The sequence below is a fragment of the Stenotrophomonas sp. YJH_SMC_57 genome, assembly GCF_059369755.1.
The window spans coordinates 24,782-38,023 of sequence record NZ_JCAFSZ010000020.1; the positions used below are offsets into that span (position 1 = coordinate 24,782).

General features: G+C 68.1%; 9 protein-coding genes. 6 read left to right on the forward strand and 3 right to left on the reverse strand.

Going from position 1 to position 13,242, the window contains the following annotated elements; genetic code table 11:
* Nucleotides 1-4: 4 nt before the first annotated feature.
* Nucleotides 5-3,385, forward strand: a complete 3,381-nt coding sequence (locus tag AC5P7U_RS20095; protein ID WP_495221397.1) for an ATP-binding protein — start codon at nucleotides 5-7, stop codon at nucleotides 3,383-3,385.
* A 106-nt stretch (nucleotides 3,386-3,491) separates the two neighbouring features.
* Here AC5P7U_RS20095 and AC5P7U_RS20100 read toward each other — a convergent pair whose 3' ends face one another.
* The gene (locus AC5P7U_RS20100) at nucleotides 3,492-4,280 is read right to left on the reverse strand and encodes a sulfite exporter TauE/SafE family protein (protein WP_006477938.1); all 789 of its coding nucleotides are present in this window, start codon (nucleotides 4,278-4,280) and stop codon (nucleotides 3,492-3,494) included.
* 93 nt (nucleotides 4,281-4,373) lie between these two features.
* Between AC5P7U_RS20100 and AC5P7U_RS20105 the strand changes: the two genes are divergently transcribed.
* The gene (locus AC5P7U_RS20105) at nucleotides 4,374-4,766 is read left to right on the forward strand and encodes a YchJ family metal-binding protein (protein ID WP_197563710.1); all 393 of its coding nucleotides are present in this window, start codon (nucleotides 4,374-4,376) and stop codon (nucleotides 4,764-4,766) included.
* A gap of 3 nt (nucleotides 4,767-4,769) precedes the next feature.
* On the opposite strand, the gene AC5P7U_RS20110 is transcribed toward AC5P7U_RS20105, so the two are convergent.
* A complete protein-coding gene (locus AC5P7U_RS20110) occupies nucleotides 4,770-6,050 on the reverse strand; it encodes a GGDEF domain-containing protein (RefSeq protein ID WP_197563709.1) in 1,281 nt (426 codons plus the stop codon).
* Between the two features lie 149 nt (nucleotides 6,051-6,199).
* Here AC5P7U_RS20110 and egtB point away from each other — a divergent pair, with 149 nt between their 5' ends.
* The 4 genes from egtB (at nucleotide 6,200) to AC5P7U_RS20130 (ending at nucleotide 11,534) form a co-directional block, all read left to right on the forward strand.
* Nucleotides 6,200-7,471 (forward strand): ergothioneine biosynthesis protein EgtB, encoded by a 1,272-nt coding sequence (egtB, locus tag AC5P7U_RS20115; protein ID WP_197563725.1) that lies wholly within the window; start codon nucleotides 6,200-6,202, stop codon nucleotides 7,469-7,471.
* Nucleotides 7,468-8,442 carry an L-histidine N(alpha)-methyltransferase gene (egtD, locus tag AC5P7U_RS20120; protein ID WP_006477931.1) on the forward strand — a complete coding sequence of 325 codons (975 nt, stop codon included), beginning with the start codon at nucleotides 7,468-7,470 and terminating at the stop codon, nucleotides 8,440-8,442. Before egtB ends, egtD begins: the two co-directional genes overlap by 4 nt.
* Before the next feature lie 90 nt (nucleotides 8,443-8,532).
* Complete coding sequence (locus AC5P7U_RS20125; RefSeq protein WP_495221398.1) at nucleotides 8,533-10,719, forward strand: lytic murein transglycosylase; 2,187 nt, start codon at nucleotides 8,533-8,535, stop codon at nucleotides 10,717-10,719.
* Nucleotides 10,720-10,745: 26 nt separating this feature from the next.
* Nucleotides 10,746-11,534, forward strand: a complete 789-nt coding sequence (locus tag AC5P7U_RS20130; RefSeq protein ID WP_495221399.1) for a DUF2628 domain-containing protein — start codon at nucleotides 10,746-10,748, stop codon at nucleotides 11,532-11,534.
* A 6-nt stretch (nucleotides 11,535-11,540) separates the two neighbouring features.
* On the opposite strand, the gene AC5P7U_RS20135 is transcribed toward AC5P7U_RS20130, so the two are convergent.
* Nucleotides 11,541-12,728, reverse strand: a complete 1,188-nt coding sequence (locus tag AC5P7U_RS20135) for a benzoate/H(+) symporter BenE family transporter (protein ID WP_006477924.1) — start codon at nucleotides 12,726-12,728, stop codon at nucleotides 11,541-11,543.
* Between the last annotated feature and the right edge of the window lie 514 nt (nucleotides 12,729-13,242).

Sequence of the window (13,242 nt, forward strand, 5' to 3'; positions counted from 1 at the left end):
TCGCATGGCTATCTCCAAGCACACTCCCGCCCTGTTCAACGAAGGCCTGCCGGACCCGCGCCTGCAGCAGTTCCGCATGCGCCGCCTGCAGGTGCACAACTGGGGCACCTTCAACGGTTTGACCGAAGTACCGATCGCCGAGCGCGGCTTCCTGTTCGTCGGCCGTTCCGGCTCGGGCAAGTCGACCCTGCTCGATGCCATGTCCGCGCTGCTGACGCCGCCGGCCATCGTCGACTTCAACGCCGCCGCGCGTGAAGCCGAGCGCAGTGGCCGCGACCGCAACCTGGTGTCCTACGTGCGTGGCGCGTGGGCCGACCAGCAGGACAGCGGCACCGGCGAAATCGCCACCCAGTACCTGCGCAAGGGTGCGACCTGGACCGCGCTGGTGCTGGAGTACCGCGCCGGCGATGGCCGCGTGGTCAGCCTGGTGCGCCTGCTGTGGATCTCCGGCAACGGCACCTCGGCCGGCGACGTGCGCAAGCACTACATGATCGCCGAGCGCCCGTTCGACATCGCCAAGGATCTCGGTGGGTTCGACCTGGACCTGCGCAAGCTCAAGCAGAAGCTGTCCGACCTGCACCACTTCGACACCTTCTCCGGCTACGCCGAGCGCTTCCGCGACCTGCTCGGCATCGACAACGAGATGGCGCTGCGCCTGCTGCACAAGACGCAGTCGGCGAAGAACCTGGGCGACCTCAACGTCTTCCTGCGCGATTTCATGCTCGACACGCCGAAGACCTTCGACGCGGCCGAGCGCCTGGTCAGCGACTTCGCCGAGCTCGATGGCGCGCACCAGGCGGTGGTCACCGCGCGCCGCCAGGTGGAAACCCTGCTGCCGGCACGCGCGTACTACAACGATCTGAAGGAAATGCACCGCCAGCGCGGCGACGACGAAGCGCTTAAGCTCGGCGTCGACAGCTTCCGCGAAAGCCGCCGCCAGGCGCTGATCGAAGCGCGCCTGCGCGAGATGGACGTGCGTGACCGTGGCCTGCTAGGCGAGGAAGCCCAGCGCCGCGCCGCGCTGGACAACCACACCGAGCGCCTGGCCGAACTGGAACTGCAGCGCCGCCAGCAGGGCGGTGAGCGCATCGAGGAACTGGAACGCGAGCAGGGCCGTGCCGAGGCCGAGCGCGACCGCCGCCAGGCCAAGCGTGACCAGGCCCAGGAAGCGGCACAGCAGCTGCAGGCCGAACTGCCCGACGATGCGCACGGCTTTGCCGAACTGGTCGAGCGTGCGCAGAACGAACTGCAGGACCGCCAGCGCGCCTCGGCGGCACTGGACGATGCGATCAGCGATCGCCTCGGTGGCAAGCGCGATGACGAGCGCCGCTTCGGCGAAGTGCGCAGCGAGCTGGAGGCGATGCAGCGCACGCCGTCCAACATCCCGGCGCCGATGCAGAAGCTGCGCGCGCGCCTGGCCGAGGAAACCGGCATTGCCGAAGCGGCGCTGCCGTTCGTCGGCGAGTTGATCCAGGTCCGCTCGGAAGAGCAGGGCTGGCAGGGCGCCATCGAGCGCGTGCTGGGCGGTTTCGCGCTGTCGCTGCTGGTCGATGACAAGCACTACAACGACGTCGCCGAGTGGGTGAACCGTACCCACCTGGGCATGCGCTTCACCTACTACCGCGTGCGCCGCAACGATGATGCGTTCGCGCGCGAACCGTCGGCGAAGTCGCTGCTGCACAAGCTGGAACTGCGCGAGCACGTGTTCGAAAGCTGGCTGCGCCGCGAGCTCGGCAAGCGCTTCGACTACGAGTGCGTGGATGCCAAGCAGCTGCGCAACGTCGACCGCGGCATCACCCGCGAAGGCCAGGTCAAGCATCCGGGCGACCGCTTCGAGAAGGACGACCGCAGCGCGGTAGGCGACCGCCGCCGCTGGATCCTCGGCTTCAACAACCACGACAAGGTGGGCGCCTTCGAGCGCGAAGCCCAGGAACTGGCCAAGCGCATCGCCGGCTGCGAGACCGACATCGCGCGCCTGCGCGGCCAGCGTGACCGCGACAATGAGCGTCGCCTGGCCTGCCACGAACTGGTCAGCATCAGCTGGAACGAGATCGACATCGCCGCCCCGCAGCAGCGCCTGAGCGATATCGAGGCCACCCTTCGCGACCTGCGCGAAGGCAATGCCGACCTCGCCAAGCTGGCCACGCAGATCGACGCCGTGCGCGCCGACATCGAGCAGTCGCGTCGTACCTATGAAGACGTCCGCGTCGAGCGTGGCCAGCTGGTCAAGGAGCGTGATCGCCTCGACCGCGCGCGCCAGCAGAGCCGTGCACTGGTGCTGCCGAGCCTGGCCCAGGAGCAGGAAGCGGGTCTTTCCGAGCGCCTGCAGGAGCAGGGCCCGCTCAGCCTGGAAACGCTGGAAGCGCACATGCGCCAGGTCAGCAACGCGCTGAACGAGCAGCTGTCGTCCTCGCAGCAGGACCTCAACCGCATCGAGAACCAGCTGATCGGCTGCTTCCGCCGCTTCATCCAGCAGTGGCCGGAAGAATCGGGTGACTTCACCGTCTCGGTGGCTTCGGCCGAGGACTTCCTCGCCCGCCTCGAACGCCTGGAGCGTGATGGCCTGCCGCAGCACGAAGAACGCTTCTTCGACCTGCTGCAGAACCAGAGCAAGAACAACCTGCTGGCCATGCAGCGCCACAGTGCAGAGGCCCGCAAGTCGATCGGCCAGCGCCTGGACGAAGTGAACGCCAGCCTGGAACAGGTGCCGTTCAACCGCGGAACGCTGCTGACCATCGAGCTGAGCGACCGCCGCCTGCCGGAAGTCGGCGAGTTCCATCTGCAGCTGCGCGAGGTGCTGTCGCAACAGCAGACCGAGCAGCGCGAGCTGGCCGAATCGCAGTTCACCGTGCTGCGCCAGCTGGTCAACCGCCTGGGCTCGCAGGAAGGCGAGGACAAGCGTTGGCGCGAGCTGGTGCTGGACGTGCGCATGCACGTGGAGTTCATCGGCGTCGAGCTGGATGCGGAAACGCGCCAGCAGGTCGAGATCTACCGCAGCGGCGCCGGCAAGTCCGGTGGCCAGCGCCAGAAGCTGGCCACCACCTGCCTGGCGGCAGCCCTGCGCTACCAGCTCGGCGGTGCCGACAGCCAGTTGCCCAGCTATGCCGCGGTGGTGCTCGACGAGGCCTTCGACAAGGCCGACAACGAGTTCACCGCGCTGGCGATGAACATCTTCGACAACTTCGGCTTCCAGATGGTGGTCGCCACCCCGCTGAAATCGGTGATGACGCTGGAACCGTTCATCGGTGGCGCCTGCTTCGTCGAGATCAGCGGCCGCCACGACTCCGGCGTGCTGCTCATCGAGTACGACGAAGAAGGCAAGCGCCTGAAGCTGCCCGAGCGCAGCCGCCAGCAGGCCAACGAACCGGAAGAAGCCGAGGCCTGACCGCCTCGGTCCAGCGACCCGTAGAGCCGAGCCATGCTCGGCTGCTCTTCGCGACCGGAAACAACGTGCCAACCAAGGTTGGCACCTACCGGGGCATGACGCTCATTCACGCACCGCGGAACGTATCCCACGCCATCCGTGCGATCAGCACCACCACCAGCCCCACGAACAGCTTGCGGATGAACGGCGTGCCGCCCTTCAGCGCCAGCCGCGTGCCGACCACCGAGCCGATGATGTTGGCCGCCGCCATCGGCAGCGCGAACAGCCACAGGATGTTGCCGGTCGGCACGAAGAACGAGATCGCCGCCACATTGGTCGCCAGGTTCACCACCTTCGATGCGGCCGATGCACGCAGGAAATCCAGCCCGAAGAAGCGCACGAACAGGAAGATCAGGAAACTGCCGGTGCCCGGCCCGAAGAAGCCATCGTAGAAACCGATCGCCGCACCGATCGCCAGCGCGATCACCAGCTCGCGGCGGCCGATCTCCTGCGGCCGGTGCAGCGCACCGAAGTCCTTCTTCCACAGCGTGTAGGCCAGCATCGCGATCAGCAGCACCAGCACCAGCGGGCGCACCGCATCCTTGGGCAGCAGGCTCACCGCCGTGGCCCCGGCGAACGAGAAGATGAAGGCGGTGCCGGCCGCGAACAGCACCGGCTTCCACGGGAAGCGCACATTGCGCGCATAGCGCCAGGCCGCCGCGCCGGTGCCGAACATCGAACTGAACTTGTTGGTACCGAACAGCATTGCCGGCGTCTGCTGCGGCAGCACCGTGAACAGGCCGGGCAGCTGCACCAGGCCACCGCCACCGACGGCGGCATCCACCAGGCCGGCGATGAAGGCGATCACCACCAGCCACCACAACTCAGGGGGAACCAGTTCCAGCACGGCGATCATTCAAGGTGAGGGCGCGACAGCATACGCCTGTCCTGCTGCAACTGGCCTGTGCCACGCGTGGATCAATCCGTGCAACCCGGCGACAATGCCGGCATGAGCCGACAACCCGCCGATCCCTGTCCCTGCGGCCTGGCCGCCGACTATGCCGCCTGCTGTGGGCGCTTCCATGCCGGCGAGGCCGCACCGGATGCCGAGCGCCTGATGCGTTCGCGCTACAGCGCGTATGTGCGTGGCCTTGCCGATTACCTGCGCCAGACCTGGCACCCGGACACCCGTCCCGCCGAGCTGTCTCTGGACGAAGCACCCGGCCAGCGCACGCATTGGCTGGGCCTGACCGTGCACGAGCACACGCCCACCGGCGAGGACAGCGCGGACGTGCGCTTCACCGCGCGCTACCGCATCGGCGGCGGCAGTGCGGTGAAAATGACCGAACATAGCCGCTTCCTGCGCATCGACGGCCGCTGGTACTACCTCGACGCGGTCTGAGCCTCAGCCGCCGCGCACGGCCAGCACGCGCTGGCCGGCGTGCGCGTGCACCTGGTTGCGGCCGCCGTCCTTGGCCAGGTACAGCGCCTGGTCGGCCGCCTTGATCACCGCCGCCGGCCGCGGGTTCTCGCGGCTGTCGGCCAGACCGATGCTCACCGTCACCTGCACCACCTGGCCGCTGCCGCCGCGGCCGCGCTGCTGGCGGCCGGTGTCGTCATCGCGGCTGCGGGTACTGCGGTCGCGCAGCTGCATGCGGGTGGCCTCGATGCTCTGCCGCAGTGCTTCCACGGCATCGACACAGGCCGCCGCCGGGCGGTCCAGGAACACCACGGCGAACTCCTCGCCGCCATAGCGGAACGCGCGACCACCGTCGCCTACCCGCGACAGCCGCGAGGCCACCAGGCGAAGTACATCGTCGCCGGTGTCGTGGCCATGGGTGTCGTTGAACGATTTGAAGTGGTCCACATCCACCATTGCGATGCTGTAGGTGCCGCGTGCCCGCTGCACGGTCTCGTTGAACGCGCGGCGCCCCGGCAGGCCGGTCAGTTCATCGCGGAAGGCCATGTGGAAGGACTCCTGCAGCATCGCACCCAGCATCAGCAGCAGGGCAGCACTGCTCAGTGCCGGCAACAGCACCGGTTGCAGGAAAATCCGCGGCAGCATCCACCACAGGCAGAGCAGGGCCAGCAGCATCGCGGTGTGCAATGGCCGCGGATGCCGCCACGCCTGCCAGCCCAACGCAGCGGTGGCCAGCAGGAACAGCAGGGCCGGCACCTGCGCCAGCGCGTTCCATTCGGCTGGAATCCAGCGCAGGTGTCGGTTCGACAGCAGGTCGTGCATGCCGCTCGGCTGCTGTGCTGCCAGCAGCAGGAAGACGGCAAGCGCCAGGCCGCAGACCACGCCGCGCAGCAACAGGTCCTGGCGTCGGCGTCCACGCTCCGGCCACAACGCCAGTCCGGCGAACAACAGCGGCAACCAGGCCGAAATGGCATGGAAGCGCAGCGGGGTCAGGGCGGTGACATGGCCACTGCGCAGGTAGCCACCCACGTCCTGGTGCAGCAGCGCGAACACCACCGCCACCAGCAGCAACAGGCACAGCGCACGCACCTGGTGGTAGAGCAGGGCCAGCCCGGCGCCAAGGCTGGCCAGCAGCCACGGCAGGATGCGCTGGGCCGGGCTGGCAACGTCTTCGATGCCCAGTGCCGTCCACAGCAGCAGTGCGACCAGCACGGCGGGCAGCACGAACAGGTAATGCGCAGGCTGGCGGAGCGGATGCAGGGGCAAGCAGGAATTCCAGCGCGGGACGACGCGGCCGCAGCACTGCCGTTAGCGGCGTTCGCGCCGGCTTCTTGAATGCGGCGCGGTCACGCTTGTGAACGCGTTGACGTCGAACCATGACATCGCACTCACCCGCCGCCGCCGATGCTGACGGCATGGACAGCGTAGCCACCGCCGTCGCTGCCCCGCAGCGTGATCTCGCCCGCCGGTTTGCCCACGTGCGCGACCGTAGCGTGCAGCTGGCGGCCCCTCTCAGCGCTGAAGACGCGATGCTGCAGAGCATGGCCGATGCCAGCCCCAGCAAATGGCACCTGGCGCACACCACCTGGTTCTTCGAGCGCTTCGTGCTGGCCGGCTTCCCGGCTGCAGCTGCGCATGACCCGGCATGGGACTACCTGTTCAACAGCTATTACAAGAGCATCGGTCCGGCACACGCACGGCCGCAGCGAGGCCTGTTGTCGCGCCCCTCGCTGCAGCAGGTGTACGACTATCGCCAGCAGGTCGATGCGCAGGTGCAGGCACGGCTGGCCAACGGCGATCTCGACCCGCAAGCACTGCAGCATCTGCAGCTGGGCCTGCAACACGAGCAGCAGCATCAGGAACTGCTGCTGACCGACATCAAGCATGCCTTCTGGTGCAACCCGCTGCAGCCGCCGTACCGCGAGGATCTGCGGCCTGCCACCGGCATCGCCAGCGCACAGGGCTGGGTCGAATCGCCCGAACGCATCGTCACCGTCGGCGCCGCCGCCTGGCCCCGCCACGCCGCCTTCGCCTATGACAACGAGTCGCCGCAGCACCGCGTGCTGCTGCCCGCCCATGCCCTGGCCGAGCGCCCGCTCAGCAATGCCGAGTACCTGGCCTTCATCGAGGCCGGCGGTTACCGCGAGCCGCGCTGGTGGCTCAGCGAGGGCTGGGCACTGCGCGAAAGCGAAGACTGGCAGCACCCGCTGTACTGGGACGACGCCCTGCAGCGCGAATACACCCTGGGCGGCTGGCGCGAACTGGACCCGCATGCACCTGTCTGCCATCTCAGCTACTACGAGGCTGATGCCTGTGCCCGCTGGGCTGGTGCGCGCCTGCCCAGTGAGTTCGAATGGGAAGCCGCCGCTGCATCACGCCCGGTGAGCGGCCATTTCGCCGATGACGATCACCTGCACCCGCAGGCAGCGCAGGGTCACGGTCTGCGCCAGCTGTTCGGCGACGTCTGGGAGTGGACCCACAGTGCCTACGGCGCGTATCCGGGCTTCCGCCCGTTTGCCGGCAATCTCGGCGAGTACAACGGCAAGTTCATGTGCGGCCAGTGGGTGCTGCGCGGCGGCAGCTGTGCCACCCCACGCGGGCATGTGCGCGCCAGCTACCGTAACTTCTTCATGCCGCCGGCGCGCTGGCAGTTCTCCGGCCTGCGCCTGGCCCGGGACCTGACATGAGCACCGTGCATGACGCGTTGCGGGCGTTGACCGATCTCACGCCCGGTCGCCAGCAGATCCTCGCCGACGCCGTGGACGGCTTGTCGCGCGCCGAGCGCCAGCTGCCCTCCAAGTACTTCTACGATGCGCGCGGCTCGCGCCTGTTCGAACAGATCACCCAGACCCGCGAGTACTACCCCACGCGTACCGAGCTGGCGCTGCTGGCCAGGGTGCTGCCCGACATCGCGCGGGTGGTGGGCCCGCACGTGCACGTGGTTGAACTGGGCAGCGGCAGTGGCCGCAAGACCGCGCTGCTGCTGGCCGCGCTGCAGGACCCGGTGGCCTACACCCCGATCGAGATCTCGCGCGCCGCACTGCTGTCCAGCATCGACCACCTTGCACCGGCGCTGCCCGACGTGGAAATGCTGCCGGTGTGTGCCGACTTCACCCGTCCCGTCGCCCTGCCCACGCCCGAGCGGGAACCGGCGCGCCGGCTGCTGTTCTTCCCCGGCTCCACGCTGGGCAACTTCACCGGTGACGACGCGGTGGCGTTGCTGCGCGCGATGCGCCAGACCATGGGCCGCGATGGCCTGGCCCTGGTCGGCATCGACCTGCACAAGGACCCGGCGCTGATCGAAGCGGCCTACAACGATGCACAGGGCGTCACCGCGGCCTTCACCCTCAACCTGCTGGCCCGGCTCAACCGAGAGATCGGCAGCGACTTCGACCTCGACGGGTTCCGCCATCGCGCCCGTTACAGCACCGCGCGGCTGCGCATCGAGACCGACCTGGTCAGCCAGCACGAGCAGGACGTGCACCTTGACGGCCGCACTTTCCACTTCGAGGCCGGTGAGCCGATCCGGGTGGAGTACAGCCACAAGTACACCGACGACAGCTTCGAATGGCTGCTGCAGCAGGCCGGCCTGCAGGTCGTGCAGCGTTGGAATGCCGACAGCCCCGCCTACGGTCTGCGCCTGCTGCGCGCCATCTAGTCGCCTGGTCCGCCATCAGCCGGCCTCGCTTCAGGTTCGGCGGCAGGGCTCCGCCTAAGATGGTCCTGCAACGGCAACACGGAGGACGCCATGCCCATTCTGACCACGCTCGGCCTGGCGGCCGCTCTCGCAACGGCGCCGCAGGTGTCGGCGCCAGCGACCATCACCGTCGACCCGGCGTTCGGCCGCTGCCTGGCCGGCCTGCAGGCCACGGCCGCCAACCAAGGCATCAGTGCCGACCGCTTCGCCGAGATCACGGCAGGCCTCACCCCCGACCCCAGCGTGCTCGGCCTGCTCGACGCGCAGCCCGAGTTCACCACGCCGATCTGGGACTACCTGGCCGCACTGGTCGATCGCCAGCGCGTGGATGATGGCCGCGCGCTGCTGCAGCAGCATCGCGACCTGCTGGAACGCGTGTCGGCGCAGTACGGCGTCGATCCGGCCACCATCGTCGCGGTCTGGGGCGTGGAGAGCGACTACGGTCGCGTGTTCGGCAAGCGCCCGCTGCTGCAGTCGCTGGCCACGCTGTCCTGCGCCGGTCGCCGCCAGGCGTTCTTCCGTGGCGAACTGCTGGCCCTGCTCACGCTGATCAACCGCGGTGACCTGCAGGCGCAGGGGCTGACCGGTTCCTGGGCAGGTGCCTTCGGCCACACCCAGTTCATGCCCAGCACCTACGCGCGCATCGCCGTCGATGGCGACGGTGATGGCCGCCGCGATCTGGTCGGCAGCATTCCCGATGCGCTGGCGTCGACGGCCAACTACCTCAAGCGCGCCGGTTGGCGCAGTGGTGAGCCGTGGGGCATGGAAGTGCGTGTTCCGGCCGGCTTCAATGCCAGCCAGGCCGGCCGCACCCAGCGCCGGGCGCTGGCCGACTGGCGGGCGCAGGGCGTGACCGCGATGGATGGCAGTGCACTGGCTCCGGGCAACCTGCCCGCCGATGCACGCGCCGCCCTGCTGCTGCCGGCCGGCAGCAAGGGCCCGGCGTTGCTGGTGTTCCGCAACTACGACGCGATCTACAGCTACAACGCTGCCGAAAGCTATGCGCTGGCGATCGCTACGCTGGCCGACCAGCTGCGGGGCAGCAAAGGCCTGGCCACGGCGTGGCCGACCGATGATCCCGGCATCGGCCGCGATGAGCGCCGCCAGCTGCAGACCCTGCTGCTGGCCCGTGGCCACGATATCGGCAGCGCCGACGGCATGATCGGTGTCGCCACGCGTCGTGCGATCCAGGCCGAGCAGCAGCGCCTGGGCTGGGTCAATACCGATGGCCGCGCCGGACAGCGTATCCTGCGCGCACTGCAGAACACGCCGGCTACTGCGCCGGTGCCCACCCGTTTCACGCTTCCCAGCGACTACAGTGCCGTGCAGTCGCCGGCCATACGGAGTCGATCCAACGTGCAGCAGATCCAGGGCGTACGCAGCGGGCAGTACCAAGGGCTCGATGCCTGGCTGGTGGAAACCGCCGAGGCCAGCGCCGCCATCAGTGTCTTTGGTGGCCAGCTGCTTTCCTTCGTGCCCAAGGGCCAGGCAGACGTGATGTGGCTGTCACCGCGACGTGCCGAATTGCCCACGCCCATCCGGGGAGGCAGCCCCGTATGCTGGCCGTATTTCGGCCGACAGGGCCAGGGCAACGACGTGCCCGCCCACGGCTTCGTGCGCACCTTGCCGTGGGAACTCCAGCAGGCCCGTCGCCTGGATGACGGCAGCATCGAGCTGACCCTGGCGCCGCCGGTCCTGCAGAGCCTGGACCTGCGCCTGCGCATGACCGTCCGCGTGGGACGCCAGTTGACCCAGCAGCTGATCACCGAGAACACCGGCAGCACGCCCGCCACCATCACCCAGGCGCTGCACAACTACTTCCGCGTGGGGGATGCCAGCGCGGTGGAAGTCGATGGCGTGGACGGCCTGGACTATCTGGACAAGTTCGAGAACTATGCGCAGCCGCGTCGGCAGCAGGGCCCCTGGTCGTTGCGCGACCCGCGCGACCCCGGCCGTAGCGATCGCATCTATACGCAGGCCAAGGGCCACTATGTGCTGCGTGATCCGGTGCTCAAGCGCCGCATCGACATCCGTACCGACGGAAGCCGTTCGCTGGTCGCGTGGAATCCCGGTGCCGAGGCTGCGGCGAAGATGGCCGACGTCGGCGCGGGCTGGCGCGACTATGTTTGCCTGGAAGCCGCCAATGCCGGACCCGACGTGGTGACCCTGCCGCCGGGCGGCAGGCATATGTTGTCACAGACGTTGTCTGCGGCACCATGGACGCCGGCCAACCAGTAACGCATCAACGCAACCAGGACGTTTTCATGCAGGAAGCACAGTGGTGGTACGCCAACAGCAGGCAGAGCGAAGGGCCGGTCGATCTTGCCGGCCTGCGTCGCCTGCAGCAGGACGGGACGGTGACGGCGCGTACGCTGCTGTGGCGCGAAGGCATGCCGTCGTGGCGACCGTTGGCCGAACTGGACCCTTCGGTGGCGACAGCCGAGCCGGTCGCCGCGCCGCTTGAACATGCGGTGGTCGCGCCTGTCGCCGCTGCAGATCCCGCAGATCCCGCAGATCCCTACCGCGCGCCCGCGACGGCGGCCACGGCCACGGCCACGGCCACGGCCACGCCCGCCGCCGGGCTGGAGGGCGAGATGGCGTTGTATGCCGCCGTGGTCGGAGGCAACTTCCCAACCTATCGCCAGCGCTGGCGGTTGGATCAGGGCATCGCCACGGGCAGCGGCACCTGGCACTGGCCGGCGTTCCTGCTGGGCCTGGTCTGGATGATGTACCGCAGGATGTATCGCCTCGCAGCGATGTGGGCGGGCCTGCTGCTGCTGATCAGCGTGATCGAGACGCTGCTGGATGTGCCTGATGGCCTGTCGCTGATCATCACTGTCGCGCTCAGCATCACTACCGGTGCCTTCGGCAACACCTGGTACCTGGCACATTGCCAGCGCCTGATTGCCCGGGCCCGAGCGGAGAGCCCGGGCGACGAGGCGCGGTTGCACCGTGAGCTGAGCGCGCGCGGTGGCACCAGCGTGGTCGCCACTATGATCGCCCTCGTCATCGCGGCGGTGCTGAGTACCGTCGGTGCCGGATTGGCCGGGTAGCCCGGGTCAGCGGCCCTGGCGGGGCCGCAGCACCAGCAGGCACAGCGCGCCGGCCACCAGGCCCCAGAACGCCGAACCAATCCCGGCCAGCGATACGCCCGAGGCGGTGACCAGGAAGGTGACCAGTGCCGCCTCGCGGTCACGCTCCACCGCCAGTGCACTGGCCAGGCTGTTGCCGATGGTGCCGAACAGTGCGATACCGGCCACGCAGGCCACCAGTTCCCTCGGGAACGCGGCAAACAGCGCCGCCACCGTGGCGCCGAACAGGCCGATGACAATATAGAAGGCGCCTGCAGCCATGGCAGCGGTGTAGCGTCGTGCTGGATCCTCGTGCGCATCGCGGCCCATGCAGATCGCTGCCGTGATCGCCGCCAGATTCAGCGCGTACGCGCCGAATGGCGCCAGCAGGGTGTTGACCACGCCGATCCAGCCGATCAGCGGCGACACCGGGGCGTCGTAGCCGGAGGCACGCATCACCGCCACGCCGGGAATGTTCTGCGAGGCCATGGTGACCACGAACAAGGGCAGGGCGATGCCGGCCACGGCGGTCCAGGACAAGGACGGGGTCACCCACTGCGGTATCGCCAGTTGCAGGTGCACCTGCTGTGCGTGCAGCAGGCCACGGCTGGCGGCGACCGCGATACCGACCAGCAGGGTGGCGATGACGGCGTAGCGCGGGAACAGGCGGCGCCCGGCCAGCCAGGTGGCGAACATCGCCAATGCCAGCACCAGCTGGCTGTTCATGGCCACGAACACATCCAGGCCGAAGCGCAGCAGCACCCCGGCCAGCATGCCCGCGGCCAGCGCCATCGGCACCCGCTGCATCAACCGGGCGAACAGGCCCGAGAAGCCCGCCAGCATGCCCAGCACTGCGGCGAGCAGGAAGGCGCCGGTCGCTTCAGAGAGCGAAGCACCGCCGGCACCCACCACCAGCATGGCCGCACCCGGGGTCGACCACGCGGTCACTACCGGCACGCGATAGCGCAGTGACAGGCCAATGCAGGTCACGCCCATGCCCAGCCCAAGCGCCCACATCCACGAGGCGATCTGCGCCTGGTCGGCACCGACGGCCTGCGCGGCCTGGAACACGATCACGGCGGAACTGGCGAAGCCGACCAGCACTGTAATGAAGCCGGCAACGATCGCCGGCATCGAAAGATCGCGCCACCACGTGCGTGCCACCTGCATGCTCATTGCTTTCTCTCCACTGTGCATCCCTGCATTGATAGCGGCTGCGGCGTTGACCGCGCAACGCGCGGGCAACGCCGCAGTGATCTTCGAGCGTACGTCATGCGTGATGTCACGACGCTTCTGTCATCACCCTGCAAAAAAGCCTTGACGAAATCTGCAGGATCTCTAGAATTCGCTCCCTTGCTGCAGCGCATCGCTTCTTCGGAAACGGCACGCGAACAGCGACGCCACCGCCGACGAACGAGATGATCGAACGAAGGTGTTGACGGACTGGAAAAGTCCGGCATAATAGGCGGCTCGCAACGACGAAAGGCCCTCGGGTCCAACGACGAAGCGGCATCGGCAACAACGTCCACCCCGGTGAGACGGCCTTGAAAAAGGTGTTGACGAAGCAGAAAAGCCGGCTATAATGGGCGGCTCGCTACGAAGGAAACTTCGCAGCACACGGGAACGGCGCTGAGGCCACTTCCCCGGATCTTTGAAAGTATGCGCAGGTATCTTGTGAAGGCGCCTGCAG